Source organism: Streptomyces coeruleorubidus, from assembly GCF_008705135.1.
Classification (GTDB): Bacteria; Actinomycetota; Actinomycetes; order Streptomycetales; family Streptomycetaceae; genus Streptomyces; species Streptomyces coeruleofuscus.
The window spans coordinates 7,064,409-7,079,569 of record NZ_CP023694.1 but is presented as its reverse complement, the minus strand read 5'-3'; the positions used below and the strand labels follow the sequence as shown (position 1 = coordinate 7,079,569).

General features: G+C 72.9%; 13 protein-coding genes. 3 read left to right on the top strand and 10 right to left on the bottom strand.

All coding sequences use genetic code 11. The features are described 5' to 3' along the window. Window positions 1-84: 84 nt before the first annotated feature. Both CP976_RS32725 and CP976_RS32720 read right to left on the bottom strand, forming a co-directional pair. The gene (locus CP976_RS32725) at window positions 85-483 is read right to left on the bottom strand and encodes a RidA family protein (protein WP_086843371.1); all 399 of its coding nucleotides are present in this window, start codon (window positions 481-483) and stop codon (window positions 85-87) included. Next, the gene (locus tag CP976_RS32720) at window positions 480-1,763 is read right to left on the bottom strand and encodes an acyl-CoA dehydrogenase family protein (RefSeq protein WP_150483533.1); all 1,284 of its coding nucleotides are present in this window, start codon (window positions 1,761-1,763) and stop codon (window positions 480-482) included. Before CP976_RS32720 ends, CP976_RS32725 begins: the two co-directional genes overlap by 4 nt. A 128-nt stretch (window positions 1,764-1,891) precedes the next feature. Here CP976_RS32720 and CP976_RS32715 point away from each other — a divergent pair, with 128 nt between their 5' ends. Further along, entirely contained in the window at window positions 1,892-3,514 is a 1,623-nt protein-coding gene (locus CP976_RS32715) for an AMP-binding protein (RefSeq protein WP_150483532.1), read from the top strand. 15 nt (window positions 3,515-3,529) lie between these two features. Further along, window positions 3,530-4,357, top strand: a complete 828-nt coding sequence (locus CP976_RS32710; protein ID WP_150483531.1) for a PaaX family transcriptional regulator — start codon at window positions 3,530-3,532, stop codon at window positions 4,355-4,357. Here the strand turns inward: CP976_RS32710 and CP976_RS32705 are convergent. Next, the gene (locus CP976_RS32705; protein ID WP_229875318.1) at window positions 4,341-6,698 is read right to left on the bottom strand and encodes a bifunctional salicylyl-CoA 5-hydroxylase/oxidoreductase; all 2,358 of its coding nucleotides are present in this window, start codon (window positions 6,696-6,698) and stop codon (window positions 4,341-4,343) included. The genes CP976_RS32710 and CP976_RS32705 overlap by 17 nt on opposite strands. Then, a complete protein-coding gene (locus tag CP976_RS32700; RefSeq protein ID WP_150483529.1) occupies window positions 6,683-7,510 on the bottom strand; it encodes an enoyl-CoA hydratase family protein in 828 nt (275 codons plus the stop codon). The genes CP976_RS32705 and CP976_RS32700 overlap by 16 nt, the downstream gene beginning before the upstream one ends. 307 nt (window positions 7,511-7,817) lie before the next feature. Here CP976_RS32700 and CP976_RS32695 point away from each other — a divergent pair, with 307 nt between their 5' ends. After that, complete coding sequence (locus CP976_RS32695) at window positions 7,818-8,285, top strand: ATP-binding protein (RefSeq protein ID WP_150483528.1); 468 nt, start codon at window positions 7,818-7,820, stop codon at window positions 8,283-8,285. Window positions 8,286-8,291: 6 nt separating this feature from the next. Here the strand turns inward: CP976_RS32695 and argF are convergent, their stop codons facing one another. The 6 genes from argF to CP976_RS32665 all read right to left on the bottom strand — a co-directional run bounded on the left by argF (window position 8,292) and on the right by CP976_RS32665 (window position 15,148). Next, window positions 8,292-9,299 carry an ornithine carbamoyltransferase gene (gene argF / locus CP976_RS32690; protein WP_150483527.1) on the bottom strand — a complete coding sequence of 336 codons (1,008 nt, stop codon included), beginning with the start codon at window positions 9,297-9,299 and terminating at the stop codon, window positions 8,292-8,294. A gap of 95 nt (window positions 9,300-9,394) precedes the next feature. After that, window positions 9,395-10,618, bottom strand: coding sequence for an arginine deiminase (locus tag CP976_RS32685; RefSeq protein WP_150483526.1), 1,224 nt, complete (start codon window positions 10,616-10,618; stop codon window positions 9,395-9,397). A gap of 109 nt (window positions 10,619-10,727) precedes the next feature. After that, the gene (locus tag CP976_RS32680) at window positions 10,728-12,419 is read right to left on the bottom strand and encodes an HEXXH motif domain-containing protein (protein WP_150483525.1); all 1,692 of its coding nucleotides are present in this window, start codon (window positions 12,417-12,419) and stop codon (window positions 10,728-10,730) included. Window positions 12,420-12,514: 95 nt separating this feature from the next. Then, window positions 12,515-12,751: a hypothetical protein gene (locus CP976_RS32675; RefSeq protein ID WP_150483524.1), complete on the bottom strand. Its 237-nt coding sequence runs from the start codon at window positions 12,749-12,751 to the stop codon at window positions 12,515-12,517. Window positions 12,752-12,848: 97 nt separating this feature from the next. After that, the gene (locus CP976_RS32670; protein WP_190146835.1) at window positions 12,849-13,976 is read right to left on the bottom strand and encodes an effector-associated domain 2-containing protein; all 1,128 of its coding nucleotides are present in this window, start codon (window positions 13,974-13,976) and stop codon (window positions 12,849-12,851) included. After that, window positions 13,973-15,148 (bottom strand): alpha/beta fold hydrolase, encoded by a 1,176-nt coding sequence (locus CP976_RS32665; protein WP_150483522.1) that lies wholly within the window; start codon window positions 15,146-15,148, stop codon window positions 13,973-13,975. Before CP976_RS32665 ends, CP976_RS32670 begins: the two co-directional genes overlap by 4 nt. Window positions 15,149-15,161: the final 13 nt, after the last annotated feature.

Below are 15,161 nucleotides of genomic sequence, written 5' to 3'. Positions count from 1 at the left end.
GTGGAATGGAGGCTCCCACTCGTACCGGGCCTCCGGCCCGACACCGGTGACCCTCACTCCTTCGGTGGCGAGTCCGCCGCCTTCCTATGGCAGCACCGCGAAGCCGTCCAGTTCCACCAACGCCTCCTCGTCCCACAGCCGGACGACCTCGACGACCGCCATGGCCGGGTAGTCGCGGCCCGCCAGTTTCCGCCAGAGGCGGCCCAGTTCGGGGGCGTGGGCACGGTACGCGGCGACGTCCGTGGCGTAGACGGTGACGCGGGCCAGGTCGGAGGGCGTGCCGCCGGCCGCCGTGAGGGCGGCCAGCAGATTGGTGAGGGCCCTCTCGAACTGTTCCGGCAGGGTCGCCCCGGCCACCTTGCCGTCGCCGTCGAGAGCGGTCTGCCCCGCCAGGAACACCACCCTCGACCCGGAGGCCACGACGGCGTGCGAGAAGCCGGCCGGCGGGGCGAGGCCGGGCGGGTTGACGCGTTCGGTGGTCACCGGGCCTCCTCGTGGGCTGCGTACAACTCCTTGGCGATGATGCCGCGCTGGACCTCGCTGGCCCCTTCGTAGATGCGCGGGGCGCGCACCTCCCGGTAGAGGTGTTCGAGCAGGTGACCGCGTTGCAGCGCGCGGGCGCCGTGCAGCTGGACGGCCGTGTCGACGACGTACTGCGCGGTCTCGGTGGCGAGCAGTTTCGCCATGGCGGCGCGCCGGGGCACGTCCGGGGCGCCCTCGTCGTACGCCGTCGCCGCCGCGTAGACCATCAGGCGGGCCGCCTCCGTGCGCAGGGCCATCTCGGCGACCTGGTGGGAGACGGCCTGAAGGTCCCTCAGCTTGCCGCCGAAGGCGTCCCGCCCGGCGGTGTGCGCGAGGGTCGCGTCGAGCGCCGCCCGGGCCATACCGACCGCGAAGGCGCCGACACTGGGGCGGAACAGGTTGAGCGTGCCCATGGCGACCCGGAACCCCCGGTCGACCTCCCCGAGCACGTCGTCGGCCGTCACCGGTACGGCGTCGAAGTCGAGCGCGCCGATGGGGTGCGGGGACAGCATGTCGAGCCCGGCACCGGTCAGCCCCGGCCGGTCGGCCGGCACGAGGAAAGCCGTGACGCCGCGCGCCCCCGCCCCCGGGGTGGTCCGGGCGAAGACGGTGTAGAAATCGGCCTCGGGGGCGTTGGAGATCCAGCACTTCTCACCGGTGAGACGCCAGCGGGCGGAGCCGTCGGGGTCGGCGGCGAGTTCGACCGGAGCCGGTGCGTAGACCGCGCGCCCGGATCCCGGAGAGCCACCGGCAGGGGCCCGAGCCCCCCGGGCACTGCCGTCGGGTGCCGCCGGGCCCGACGAGCCACCGCCGGACGCCACCCCCGGTGAGCCGTCCCGCTCCGCCCGCAACCCCAGCGCCGCCGCGTCCGACCCCGCCCCCGGCTCACTCAGCGCGAACGCCGCCACCGCGCTGCCGTCGGCCACCCGGGGGAGCCAGCGGGCGCGTTGGCTCTCCGTGCCGTGGGCGTGGACCGGGTGGGCGCCCAGGCCCTGGAGGGCCAGGGCCGTTTCGGCTTCCGTGCAGGCGTAGGCCAGGGACTCGCGCATCAGGCACAGGTCGAGCGCGCCGGAGGTGAAGAGCCGGCCGAGCAGGCCGAGGCTGCCGAGTTCGGCGAGCAGGGCACGGTTCACCCGGCCCGGTTCGCCCTTGTCGGCCAGCGGGTGCAGCCGCTCCGCGGCGACGGCACGCAGCTCGGCGCACCAGGCGAGTTGTGCCGGTTCGAGCGAGAATGCGGTCATCGCCGGTCCCTTCTCCGCCACCCCTGCCTCCCGGCCGGACCACTCCGAGGTTATCGCGGACCGTTGACTGTCGTCACCAACACGATACGCTCCAGAGGCGAGCCCACCACGCCAAGGGGGCGAATCGTATGAATCCACGGGGTACGGCCCACGTCGACACCTTCGCCCGTGACCATCTGCCACCCCCGGACCAATGGCCCGAACTCCGTTTCGACCTGGCGGAGCTGCGCTACCCCGAACGGCTCAACTGCGCCGCCGAACTGCTCCACGGCCCGCCCGGCGACCGCCCGGCGTTCCTCACACCGGCCGGAGAGCCGTGGACGTACGCCGACCTGCGCGCCCGCGTCGACCGCATCGCGCACCTGCTCACCGGCGAACTCGGCGTCGTCCCCGGCAACCGGGTGCTGCTGCGCGGCCCCACCACACCGTGGCTCGCGGCCTGCTGGCTGGCCGTGCTGAAGGCGGGGGCCGTCGCGGTCACCGTGCTCGCCCAGCAGCGCCCGCACGAGCTGAGCACGATGTGCGAGATCGCCCGCGTCCGGCACGCGCTGTGCGACATCCGGGCCGTCGACGACCTCGCCAAGGCCGAGATCCCCCACCTGCGGATCACGACCTACGGCGGTGACGCCCCGGACGACCTCCTCAACCGCCCGGCGCCCGGCACACCGTACGAGGCCGTCGACACGGCGGCCGACGACGTCGCGCTGATCGCCTTCACCTCCGGCACCACCGGCCGCCCCAAGGGCTGCATGCACTTCCACCGGGACGTCCTGGCCATCGCCGACACCTTCTCCCGGCACGTCCTGAAGCCCGACGCGGACGACGTGTTCACGGGCAGTCCCCCGCTCGGCTTCACCTTCGGGCTCGGCGGGCTGGTGGTCTTCCCGCTGCGGGCCGGGGCGAGCGCACTCCTGCTGGAGCAGGCCGGTCCCAGGCAACTGCTGCCGGCCATCGCCCGCCACCGGGTGTCCGTGCTGTTCACGGCCCCTACGGCGTACCGCGCGATGCTCAACGAGCTCGACGGGCACGACGTCTCGTCCCTGCGCCGCTGCGTCTCGGCAGGCGAGAACCTGCCGGCGGCCACCTGGCAGGCCTGGCACGACCGCACCGGCCTGCGCGTCATCAACGGCATCGGCGCGACCGAGCTGCTGCACATCTTCATCTCCGCGGCCGACGAGCGGATCCGGCCCGGCGCGACGGGCGTGCCCGTGCCGGGCTGGCACGCGCGCGTGCAGGACGAGCACGGCGAGCCGGTGCCCGACGGGGAGCCGGGGCTGCTCGCGGTGCGCGGACCGGTCGGCTGCCGCTACCTCGCCGACCCGCGGCAGCGGGAGTACGTACGCGGCGGCTGGAACATCACCGGCGACACCTACGTCCGCGAGACCGACGGCTACTTCCGGTATGTCGCCCGCGCCGACGACATGATCATCTCGGCCGGGTACAACATCGCCGGGCCCGAGGTCGAGGACGCGCTGCTGCGGCACCCCGATGTGGTGGAGGCCGCGGTCGTGGGACGGCCCGACGAGGCCCGCGGGCAGGTCGTGGTGGCCTTCGCCGTCCTCAAGGAGGGCGCGGAACGGGACGCCGGAGCGCTGCGCGCCTTCGTGAAGAGCGAGCTGGCGCCGTACAAGTGCCCGCGCGAGATCGTCTTCCTGGACGCGCTGCCGCGCACGGCCACCGGCAAGCTCCAGCGGTTCAGGCTGCGCACGGGAGAGCTCCCGGACGGCGGCACCGAAAGCGACCGGGAGTGAGCCGTACGACCTAAGATGATCAACGTGTCCGACCAGCATGCACCACGGTCTCTCATCGTCACGCTCTACGGCGCGTACGGCCGCTTCGCGACGGGTCCCGTGCCCGTCGCCGAACTGATCCGGCTGCTCGCGGCGGTCGGGGTCGACGCCCCGTCCGTACGCTCCTCGGTGTCGCGGCTCAAGAGACGCGGACTGCTCGTGCCCGCCCGCACCGACCAGGGCGCGGCCGGGTACGAACTGTCCCCGGACGCCCGCCAGTTGCTCGACGACGGCGACCGGCGCATCTACGCCACGGCCCCTCCCGAGGACGAGGGGTGGGTGCTCGCCGTGTTCTCCGTGCCGGAGTCGGAGCGGCAGAAGCGGCACGTGCTGCGCTCCCGGCTGGCCGGTCTCGGTTTCGGCACGGCCGCACCCGGCGTGTGGATCGCGCCCGCGCGGCTGTACGAGGAGACCCGGCACACCCTCCAGCGGCTGCGGCTCGACGCGTACGTCGACTTCTTCCGCGGTGACCACCTCGGCTTCGCCCCGACCGCGGAGGCCGTCGCCCGCTGGTGGGACCTGGCCGCCATCGCCAAGGAGCACGAGGCGTTCCTCGACCGCCACGCGCGCGTGCTGCACGCCTGGGAGAAACGCGAGGACACCCCGCCGGAGGAGGCCTACCGCGACTACCTCCTCGCCCTGGACTCCTGGCGCCACCTCCCCTACACCGACCCCGGCCTGCCGTCCGAACTCCTCCCGGAAGACTGGCCGGGCACCCGCTCGGCGGCGGTGTTCCAGGGACTGCACGAGCGGCTGCGGGACGCGGGCGCCGAGTTCGTGGGGCTGCTCAGCTCCCCAGAGTGAGGCGCGGCTTGGGCGCGTCCGTACGGCCCGTCTGCGGGCGGCGGCTGCCCGCGCGGTACGGGGCCGGCCAGACGGCGCCAGGTCCCGTGTAGCCCTGTTCGGCCGCCGCGTGCAGCGTCCAGTGCGGGTCGTAGAGGTGGGGGCGGGCCAGGGCGCACAGGTCCGTACGGCCCCCCAGGATCAGGGAGTTGACGTCGTCCCAGGAGGAGATCGCGCCGACCGCGATCACCGGGATGCCGGTGGCGTTGCGGATCCGGTCCGCGAACGGAGTCTGGTACGACCGCCCGAACTCGGGCCGCTCGTCCGCCACGACCTGCCCCGTCGACACGTCGATCGCGTCGGCGCCGTGCGCGGCGAAAGCCCGGGCGATCTCGACGGCGTCCTCGGCCGTGGTCCCGCCCTCGGCCCAGTCGGTGGCGGAGATCCGTACGGTCATGGGCCGCTCCCCCGGCCAGACGTTCCGTACCGCGTCGAACACCTCCAGCGGGAAACGGAGACGCTTCTCCAGCGAGCCGCCGTAGGCGTCGGTGCGGCGGTTGGTCAGCGGGGAGAGGAAGCCGGAGAGCAGATAGCCGTGGGCGCAGTGCAGTTCGAGCAGGTCGAATCCGGCCCGGGCGGCGCGGCAGGCGGCGGCCGCGAACTGCTCCCGGATGTCGGTGAGTTGCGCGCGGGACAGCTCGCGCGGGGTCTGGCTGAACGGCTTGTACGGCAGCGCGGACGCGGCCACGAGCGGCCAGTTGCCCTCCGGAAGTGGCTCGTCCATGCCCTCCCACATCAGCTTCGTGGAGCCCTTGCGGCCGCTGTGGCCGAGCTGCACGCCGATCGCGGTGCCGGGCGCCCGGTCGTGCACGAAGTTCGTGATCCGCTTCCAGGCCTCGGCCTGCCGGCCGGTGTAGAGGCCGGCGCAGCCGGGCGTGATCCGGCCCTCCTCGCTGACGCACACCATCTCGGTCATCACCAGCCCGGCCCCGCCCATCGCCCGCGCGCCCAGATGGACGAGGTGGAAGTCGCCGGGGACGCCGTCGGCCGCCGAGTACATGTCCATGGGCGAGACGACGACCCGGTTGCGCAGGGTCAGGCCGCGCAGCCGGAACGGGGTGAACATCGGGGGCGTGCCGGGCGGGCCTCCGAAGTCGCGCTCCACCGCCTCGGTGAAGCGGGCGTCGCGCAGCCGCAGGTTGTCGTGGGTGACGCGGCGGCTGCGGGTGAGCAGGTTGAAGGCGAACTGGCGGGGCGGCTGGTCCAGGTACAGGGCGAGGTTCTCGAACCACTCCAGGCTGGCCCGGGCGGCGCGCTGCGTCGAGGCGACGACGGGCCGCCGCTCCGCCTCGTACGCGGACAGGGCCTCCTCCAGTGAGTCCTGTTCCTCCAGGCAGGCGGCCAGGGCCAGGGCGTCCTCGACGGCGAGCTTGGTGCCGGAGCCGATGGAGAAGTGGGCGGTGTGGGCGGCGTCGCCGAGGAGGACGACGTTGCCGTGCGACCAGCGGTCGTTGACGACCGTGCGGAAGGTCGTCCACGCCGAGTTGTTGGACTTCAGGGGGCGGCCGCGGAGGGCTTCCGCGAAGATCTTGGCGCAGCGTTCGACCGACTCGGCTTCGCCGAGCTCGTCGAAACCGGCCGCGTGCCAGACCTCTTCGCGCATCTCGATGATCACGGTGGAGGCGTCCGGCGAGTAAGGGTAGCCGTGGAGCTGCATCACGCCGTGTTCGGTTTCGGCGATCTCGAAGCGGAAGGAGTCGAAGGGGAAGTCGGCGGCGAGCCAGATGTAGCGGCAGCGGTGGGTGGTGACGTGGGGGCGGAAGACGTCCGCGTGGGCCTCGCGGGTGCTGCTGTGGATGCCGTCCGCGGCGATGACCAGGTCGTGGGTTCGCGGGAGGTCGTGCGGGGCCTCGGTGTGGAAGCGGAGGTCGACGCCGAGTTCGCGGCAGCGGGTGTGGAGGATCTCCAGGAGGCGTTTTCTGCCGAGTGCGGCGAATCCGTGGCCGCCCGAGGTGTGCCGTACGCCTCGGTGGACGATGTCGATGTCGTCCCAGCGGATGAAGTCCCTCTGGAGGGCCTCGTAGACCTGGGGGTCCGCGTGTTCTATGCCGCCGAGGGTTTCGTCGGAGAGGACGACTCCGAAGCCGAAGGTGTCGTCGGGGGCGTTTCGTTCCCAGACGGTGATGTCGCGGGTGGGGTCGAGGCGTTTGAGGAGGGCGGCGGCGTAGAGGCCGCCGGGGCCGCCACCGATGATCGCCACGCGTAGGGGGTGGCTCTTGTTGCTGGGCGGCTGCGGGTGCGTTGTGGCTTGTCGCGCAGTTCCCCGCGCCCCTGAGGGACGTGCACTCACCGTCCGCTCCATTTCGGGGGGCGCTTTTCCGTGAACGCCGCGTGGAACTCTGCGTAGTCCTCGCCTGTCATCAGGAGGGCCTGGGTCGAGGCGTCGAGTTCCACCGAGGCTGCCAGGGGCATGTCCAGTTCCGACGTCAGCAAAGCCTTCGTCTGGGCGTACGCCAGGGCCGGGCCCTGTGCCAGGCGGTGGGCCAGTTGTTGTGCTGTCTCGTCGGCCCGGCCCTCCTCCGTCAGTTCGCTGATCAGGCCGATGCGCTCGGCCTCGGGGGCTCGGACCGGGTCGCCCAGCATCAGGAGGCGGGTGGCGTGGCCGAGGCCCACGACCCTGGGCAGGAGGTAGGCCGCGCCCATGTCGCCGCCGGAGAGGCCGACCCGGGTGAAGAGGAAGGCGAAGCGGGCCGTGGGGTCGGCGACGCGGAAGTCGGCGGCCAGGGCGAGGACCGCTCCGGCACCGGCCGCCACGCCCTGCACCGCCGCGATCACGGGGAAGGGGCACTCCCGGATGGCGCGCACGACCTGGCCGGTCATCCGGTTGAAGTCGAGGAGCTGGGCGGTGTCCATGCCGAGGGTGGCGCCGATGATCTCGTCGACGTCGCCGCCGGAGCAGAAGCCGCGGCCCTCGCCGGCCAGCACCAGGGCCCGTACGGACCGCTCCCGGGACAGCTCCGCGAGCAGGTCGCGCAGGTCGGCGTAGGCGCCGAAGGTGAGCGCGTTGAGCTTCTCGGGGCGGGCCAGGGTGACGGTGGCGACGCCGTCGGCCACGTCGACGCGCAGGTGCTCCCAGCTCGGGGTGCGGGCGGCGGAGCCGGTGAAGGGACTCATGACGTGCGGCCTCCTCGGGCGGGCACTGCCTCACTGAGCTCTACCCCACGAAGTTATCACTCATTCGTGACTGTCGTCATGAGTGCGCAATAGGCCGTCCGGGTAGGACTTCACGGGGAGCCGGGTGTGAACCGGGCCGGTCACATCCGTCACAGATCGTCCACACCGGCGTAACGGCGGGAGCAGCTGTGCGCGGCACGGCGTTCACCTGGGTAAGCCGTGCGGCAAGGGGGCCGCAGGCCCCCGGCAGTGCCCCTCGGACGCCACGGAAGAGTGGCGCCGTACCATTCATAAGGTTGAAAGCAGGATGTCCTGCTCCATGAACGGACCCGCCTTGTACGAACTCCCCTCAGCCCCCGCCTCCTGGCGCATCGCGCTGCCGCACACCGCCGCGGCCGTGCCCGTGGCCCGTGCCCTGGTCCGTACGGCGCTGACCGAGCTGGAGCACGGGGCGGACCGCGACACGGCGGAGCTGCTCACGGCGGAGCTGGTGGCGAACGCCGTGGAGCACACCTCCGGCGAGACGCCGATAGAGCTGGTGGTGGAGCTGATGCCGTCGGGCTGCCAGGTCGAGGTGCACGACACCGACCCGCAGCCGCCCGGCGAGCTGACCTGTCCGTCCGGCGGGATGCCCGACCCCTGGCAGGAGCACGGGCGCGGCCTGCTGCTGATCCGCACCCTGAGCTCGTCGTGCGGGCACCGGCCGACCGAGTCCGGCAAGGCCGTGTGGTTCCGGCTGCCCGTGGTGCCTGCTCAGCGGCGGCCGTCGGCCTGACCCGGTTCAGCCGAGGGTCGCGACCAGCACCGCCTTGATCGTGTGCAGACGGTTCTCGGCCTCGTCGAAGACGACGGAGTGCGCCGACTCGAAGACCTCGTCCGACACCTCCAGGTACTCCAGGCCGTGGGCGGCGTGGATCTCCCGGCCGACCTTGGTGCCGAGGTCGTGGAAGGCGGGCAGGCAGTGCAGGAACTTCACGTCCGGGTTGCCTGTGGCGCGCAGGACGTCCATGGTCACGGCGTACGGGGCCAGGGCGGCGATGCGCTCGGCCCAGACCTCCTTCGGCTCACCCATGGAGACCCAGACGTCGGTGGCGACGAAGTCGGCGCCCCGGACGCCCTCGTCCAGGGTCTCGGTGAGGGTGATGCGGGCGCCGCTGGTTTCCGCGAGAGCACGGGCCCGGTCGACGACCTCCTCGGCCGGCCAGTAGTCCTTCGGGGCGACGAGACGTACGTCCATGCCGAGCAGGGCGCCGGTGACCAGGTAGGAGTTGCCCATGTTGAAGCGGGCGTCACCGAGGTAGGCCAAGGTCATCCCGGCCGGCGGCTTGGCGCAGTGCTCGGTCATGGTGAGCACGTCGGCGAGCATCTGGGTGGGGTGCCAGTCGTCGGTGAGCCCGTTGTAGACGGGCACACCGGCGTGCGCCGCCAGCTCCTCCACCTTCTCCTGGCTGTCGCCCCGGTACTCGATCCCGTCGTACATCCGGCCCAGCACCCGCGCGGTGTCCCGCACCGACTCCTTGTGGCCGATCTGCGAGCCGGAGGGGTCGAGGTACGTCGTCGAGGCGCCCTGGTCGGCGGCCGCCACCTCGAAGGCGCAGCGGGTGCGGGTGGAGGTCTTCTCGAAGATCAGCGCGATGTTCCGGCCCCGCAGGTACTGCGTCTCGGTCCCTGCCTTCTTGGCGGCCTTCAGCTCGGCGGCCAGCTCGACCAGACCACGGAACTCCTCCTCGGTGAAGTCCAGCTCCTTGAGGAAGTGGCGGCCGGCGAGGGCGGTCGGGACTGTCGCCATGGGGCGCTCCAGGGATACGGCGGTACGGGGACGGAAAACAGGACTCCTGGAATACTATACGAAACTCAGCATGCCTATACGTAGACGTGGGGTGCCTATACGGGCTCCCGTTCGACCGGGCAGCTCATGCATCGCGGCCCACCCCTCCCCCGCCCGAGTTCGCTGCCCGGGATCTCTATCACTTCGATGCCCTGTTTGCGCAGGTGGGTGTTGGTGGTGGCGTTCCGCTCGTAGGCGACCACGACGCCGGGTTCGACGGCCAGGACGTTGCAGCCGTCGTCCCACTGCTCGCGTTCGGCCGCGTGCACGTCCTGGGTCGCGGTCAGCACGCGGATCTCGTTCAGGCCGAGCGCGGCGGCGATCGCGCGGTGCATGTGCTCCGGCGGATGGTCGGTGACCTTGAGTTCCTTCTCGCCGACGCCCGGTTCGATGGTGTACGAGCGGAGCATGCCGAGCCCCGCGTACTGGGTGAAGGTGTCGCCGTCGACCATCGTCATCACGGTGTCGAGGTGCATGAAGGCACGCCGCTTGGGCATGTCGAGGGCCACGATCGTCTCGGCGGAACCGGCGGCGAACAGCTTGTGCGCGAGCATCTCGACGGCCTGGGGCGTGGTGCGCTCGCTCATGCCGATGAGCACCGCCCCGTTGCCGATGACCAGGACGTCCCCGCCCTCGATGGTGGACGGGTAGTCGGCCTGCCCCTCGGACCAGAGGTGGAAGGCCTCGTCGCGGAACAGCGGATGGTGCCGGTAGATCGCCTCGAAGTGCACGGTCTCGCGCTGCCGGGCGGGCCAGCGCATGGCGTTGATGGAGACGCCGTCGTAGATCCACGCGGAGGTGTCGCGGGTGAAGAGGTGGTTGGGCAGCGGGTCCAGCAGGAAGTCGTCCAGTTCCATGACGTGGAAGCGCACGGAGGTCGGCTCCGGGTGCACGTCGAGGAACTCGCGCTTGGTCATGCCGCCGACCAGGAGCTCGGCCAGCTCCGCCGCGGGCAGGTTCTCGAAGGCGGCTCTCAGATGGTCGGTGGCCAGCGGGCCGTACTCCTTCTCGTCGAAGACCCGGTCCAGGACGAGGGCCCTGGCCTCCGGGACCTCCAGGGCCTCGGCCAGCAGGTCACCGAAGAGATGCACGGTGACGCCCCGGTCGCGCAGCACGTCGGCGAACCCGTCGTGCTCGGCGCGGGCCCTGCGCACCCACAGCACGTCGTCGAAGAGCAGCGAGGTCTTGTTGCTGGGGGTGAGCCTTTTGAGCTCGAGATCGGGCCGGTGCAGGATGACGCGGCGCAGCCGCCCGGCCTCGGAGTTGACGTGGTAAGCCATGCCTCCATCCTGACCATCGGAGCGCCGGTTGACGCGCTGCTCGCGCGTTTCGGCGAACTCTTGTTTGCGTCTGCCTGACGACAATCAGCCCGGGCCGGGACGCCCCCGGTCAGCCGCTGGGCAGCGGCTGGAGCAGCTCCGGCCGGGCCAGCATGCGCCGCGTCTCCCGGCCCGGGTCGAGCACGGCCCGGGCGACGATCCAGCCGGCCAGGGCGTGCGGCTCGGCGGGGTCGGCGGCAAGCTGCCCGGCGTACCGGGCGAGCGCGGCGGCCGCGTCCCCGGCGGCGAGGTGCTCGTCGGCGGTGTGCGGGGCGACGGGGCGGGTGGCGAAGGCGTGGGTGCGGACGTCGGGCCAGGAGGTGCGGTCGGGGCGGAAGCGGGGGCCGTCCGACGGCTCCACCGCGGGGTCGACGTTGCGCAGCCGCCACTCGGTGCGGTGCAGCGCGGCGGCCGTGCGGGCCCGGGTGAGAGCGGCGTGCGGGACCGGCTCGCGCAGCCAGCCGTCCAGGGTGCGGGCGAGCCCCGACACGAGGGCGCGGCCCTGCGCGGTCAGCCGGCCGCTGGTCAGCAGGGTGCGCACGGCCAGGCGGCTCTGCAGGCGGCGCAGGGCGTAGAAGTAGGCGGCCCGCTCGGCGTCCTCGCCCTCCTCCGCACCGGCCAGCCGGTCCCGCCAGAAACCCGCGACGCCGGTGAAGGCGTAGGCGCCGTGCAGCAGGCCGGTGAGGTGGCGGGGGTCGGTGCGCCAGGGGGCGTAGTAGCGCTCGGCCCGGTCGTCCTCCAGCAGCGGGAACAGGTGCAGGAGGGCGGCCAGTTTGCTGTGCTGAAGCTCGTGCACGAGGGTTTCGGCGAGGGCGAGCGCGGAGGCCGGACGGACGATGAGCATGCCGCCGAAGGAGTCACCGCTGGAGGCCGACACCTGCACGAAGGGGGGCGGGGGCGGGCTGACGGCGGTGCGCCCGAAGGGCACGATCGCCCGGATCATGGCGGGGTCGACCCGCCCGGGGCCCGGTGTGCCCGGGCGTGCCAGGATCCGCGCGGCCTCGTCGAACAACCGCTGCCATTCCTGTGCCTCGTCCTCGTCGAGCCGGGTGGGGGGCAGGTGGTCGTCGAGATCGCGGTAGGGGTCGAGGTCTTCGAGTACGACGGTGAAGGGGGCCGTACCGGCGGGGCCGGTGTGGCTGAGGGTCCGCAGCGGGAGCCAGGTGCCCCCCGCCGCGTCGGCACGCTGCGTCAGCGGACGGCAGGTCACGCGCACCGAGCCGGTCGTGCGGCCCGGCCCGGTGACCGTCAGCTCTCCCCCGGCCGTCGTGGCCCTGCCGACCGCCAAGCCCTCTTGAGCGTCGGGGAGTCCGACCATGCCGAGACCGGGCAGGGGCAGCCGCCCGCTGGTGAGGGGTACGTCGAGGGTGGCCTCCGTGCCCGCGTGCAAGGAGGCCGAGAGGGCCAGTGCGCACAGGTGGCCCGCCTCCGCCCACAGCGGCGGGCCGGTCGCCGTGCCCCGCACCCGGCGCAGCATGTGGGAGATCCAGCCGCCGGTCGCCGGGGCCAGCAGCAGGCGTTCGACCGGCTCGGGCGACTTCTCGGCCGCCTCCTTGAGGACCCGCCAGGCTTCGGCGACCGGCGCGAGGGGGGTCGGCAGGGCGTCCAGGTGGTCGAGGAGGGTGCGCAGGAGCAGCAACCGCCGCGCGCGTTCTCCTCGTTCGAGGAAGGCGACGGCCGCCGCCGAGCCACCTCCGGCGGCCAGCTCCGCGAAGAGCCGGTCCGGCATGCGGAGTGGAGCGAGGTGCTGCTCGCTGGTCATCGTCGCGGGCCTCCGGTCGCTTGGCGGACATGCGCGGACCCCGGTGCGTGTGCGGGTGTCGCACCGGGGTTCTGCCGTCGGGACGGCGTCGGCGGCTAATCGGCTCGGGCGCCCCCCGGCCCCTCGCCGCTCCTCATGCTGCTGCGGGCGCGCAGCACCTCGGTCAGCAGGCGTGTGGTGGGGGGCAGGGCGGGGAGACCGTCCACGGCGCTCAGGGGCAGCGCCGTGAGGTCCGCCAGATCGGATTCCCACACACCGGTACCCGCGGCGGCGACGACCGGTTCAGGTGCGGTGGCGGCTCCGGCGCGGTGCAGAGCGGGCGGCTGGTCCAAGATGCTCCCCCTTCTCGCACGGTGGCACGCGATGCCCCGTGTCTTTCCATCATGGCCAATACCTCACGGAGCGAAAACCGTACGATCACGCCACTGATCACCGGTGATCAAGCCGACGCGCCGGCGAGGGCGCCAACACGGCCAAGGCGGCAGCGAGTTCGGCCTTCAGTTTGGGGTCGTCGTCGACGGACACGACGGCGTCGAACAGGTCCCACAATGCCTCCGGGCTCCGCCGGGCTAGCCCGCCGAGGATGCTGACGACGTCGGTGCGCGCCTTGCTGTGACGGCGCAGTACGGCTGTGACACGGGGGTTCAGCGCGGCCACGACCGTCTGCCGTTCGTCGGGGTCGTGCATCAAGGGGTAGGCGAGGAGGGCCTCCACGGCGCGCTGCAATGCCGTGAGGGACCGCGGCAGGGCCGGCGGCACGGCCGGCGGCAGGGTCTCGGTGCGGTCGGGTCCCTGGAGCCGGATCTCGGGATGCTGAAGAGTACGGCCCTCTTCCCTGAGGGCCGCGATGCGCGCTCGAACGGCCGGAAACAGTTCCTCCGGATCGGGCGGCGCGGGCAGAACGGCCGCCCGGTCGGCCAGCAGACCGAGCAGGACGTCGGAGAACAGGCCGGTGGCGCGGACCGGGTCGTTGGCCGCCGCCCTGCCCCGGCCGGCGGCGCGCAGCACGGTCTGCCGGTGCGCGTGGTTGGGCCGCCCCACCGGCAGGGCGTCGGCGGGCAGCGCCTCCTGGAAGGCGAGGTCCTCCTCGAACGTCTCGCAGGCGTCCACGATCCACATCTGCTCGCTCAGCCCGGGCACGGCGTCACCCGCGTACCGGGCGAGCGCGGAGTCCAGGTCGATGCCCACCTTGTCGGCGACGCCCGCGTCCGCGCAGAACAGCCTCAGCCGCCCGGCCCGGTCCAGCACCCCGTGCCCGCCCCACCACACCCACAGCATGTCGCCCTGGGCCGGGGACAGTTCGCGCACGAGGACCCGGCGCAGGGTCGCATGGTCCGCGGGTCCGTAAGGGACGTGCGGGTCGTACGGCGGCAAGGGGGCCAGATGCAGACGCACCTGCGACTCCGGCACCCCGGCGTCCCGCAGCAGCCGCCGGAACCGTACGGCGTCCCGGGCGGGCCCGGGCAGCCGCCAGGCGTCGCCGGCCTCGTACGTCTCGATCCCGACGACGAGGGCATGCACGCGGGCCGGGTCGATGGACGGCATTGGCCCGGTCACGGCAGGTGGCCCACGATGTGGCGGTACACGGTGGGGTTCGTCCAGTAGGCGCTGTGTGCGGCGGGGAACGGCTGGCCGCTGTCGACGGGGACGTCGGTGACGCGGCCCGGGAAGAGTTCAGCACCGAGATAGCCGAGCAGGTCGCGCGGGTCGTACAGGTTCAGCCAGGCGGGGACGTGCGGTGGCAGAGGCGCGGGGTGTTCGAGGGACGGCAGGGAGCCCGACTCGTAGAGGAAGGGCCCCTGGGAGCCGGCCGTCACCAGGAGGGCGACCTGCGGTATCGGAGCGGAGATCAGCGTGTCGAGGGCGATGATGCCGCCGAGACTGTGGCCGACGACGGCGACGGGCGGTTCCAGGCCCGCGACGAGGGCGCGCAGGCCGTCGCGGAAGGCCGCACCCCGGCTCAGATAGCGCAGGATGTCGCCGGCGGCGGGGTGGGCGGCCTCGGTGAGGGCACGCCGGCGACGCTCGACGGCCCGGGCGGCCATGGCTCCGGCCGACCGCAGCAGGTAGGAGCGCAGGCCCCGCTCCGAACCCCGGGGCGGTGCGCCGAGGGCCTCGGCGATCCGGTCGGTGACGGCGTCCCGCGTCACGCCGACGGGGACGAGCGGGGAGTCGGCGTCGAGGGCGTCGGCGATGAGGCGGGCGGTCAGGGAACGGGCGGCGAGGACCGCGAGGTCCGCCGGGTCGAGGGCGTCGGCGGCGGGGCCGAGCAGGGGGTGGGCGGCCAGGTCGGTGGCGGCGCGGGCAAGTCCGGGGCCCACCTCGGCTCCTGGTGCGTCGCCCCGGGCGGCGAGTGCGGTGAGCTGCGCCCGTATGCGCTGCTGGGGCGGTACGGTGCCGGGCGGGCGTTCGGCGGCCGGGCCGGATGCGGCGGCGGCCAAGGCCAGTTCGGCGTACGGGTCGTCGTAGAGGACGGCCCAGGCCGCGGTCGTCTCGTCGCCCGGGTCCACGCCCGCCGGTCCCCCACCGGGACCGCGTGTGGTGCCGGACCTGGGCGGGAGACTCGCCCCGCCGGCCGCGAGCGTGGCACCGTGTGCCGCTCCCCAGTCGTAGGGCACGACGTCCAGCCCGGCGCGCTGTGCGGCCAGTCCGGCCGTCACCCGCCCCACCAGGGTGGAGAAGGCCGGTTCCCGCACCCCGGTTCCGTGAACGAAGACGACCGCCGTCATGCGCCCCCCCGTG

Excerpts from the sequence above, each read along its gene's own strand:
- CP976_RS32720 (WP_150483533.1), bottom strand. The coding sequence starts at position 1,763 with ATGACCGCATTCTCGCTCGAACCGGCACAACTCGCCTGGTGCGCCGAG.
- argF (WP_150483527.1), bottom strand. The coding sequence starts at position 9,299 with ATGGCGACAGTCCCGACCGCCCTCGCCGGCCGCCACTTCCTCAAGGAG.
- CP976_RS32700 (WP_150483529.1), bottom strand. The coding sequence starts at position 7,510 with ATGAGTCCCTTCACCGGCTCCGCCGCCCGCACCCCGAGCTGGGAGCAC.
- CP976_RS32705 (WP_229875318.1), bottom strand. The coding sequence starts at position 6,698 with ATGGAGCGGACGGTGAGTGCACGTCCCTCAGGGGCGCGGGGAACTGCG.
- CP976_RS32695 (WP_150483528.1), top strand. The coding sequence starts at position 7,818 with ATGTCCTGCTCCATGAACGGACCCGCCTTGTACGAACTCCCCTCAGCC.
- CP976_RS32665 (WP_150483522.1), bottom strand. The coding sequence starts at position 15,148 with ATGACGGCGGTCGTCTTCGTTCACGGAACCGGGGTGCGGGAACCGGCC.
- CP976_RS32710 (WP_150483531.1), top strand. The coding sequence starts at position 3,530 with ATGATCAACGTGTCCGACCAGCATGCACCACGGTCTCTCATCGTCACG.
- CP976_RS32685 (WP_150483526.1), bottom strand. The coding sequence starts at position 10,618 with ATGGCTTACCACGTCAACTCCGAGGCCGGGCGGCTGCGCCGCGTCATC.
- CP976_RS32715 (WP_150483532.1), top strand. The coding sequence starts at position 1,892 with ATGAATCCACGGGGTACGGCCCACGTCGACACCTTCGCCCGTGACCAT.
- CP976_RS32680 (WP_150483525.1), bottom strand. The coding sequence starts at position 12,419 with ATGACCAGCGAGCAGCACCTCGCTCCACTCCGCATGCCGGACCGGCTC.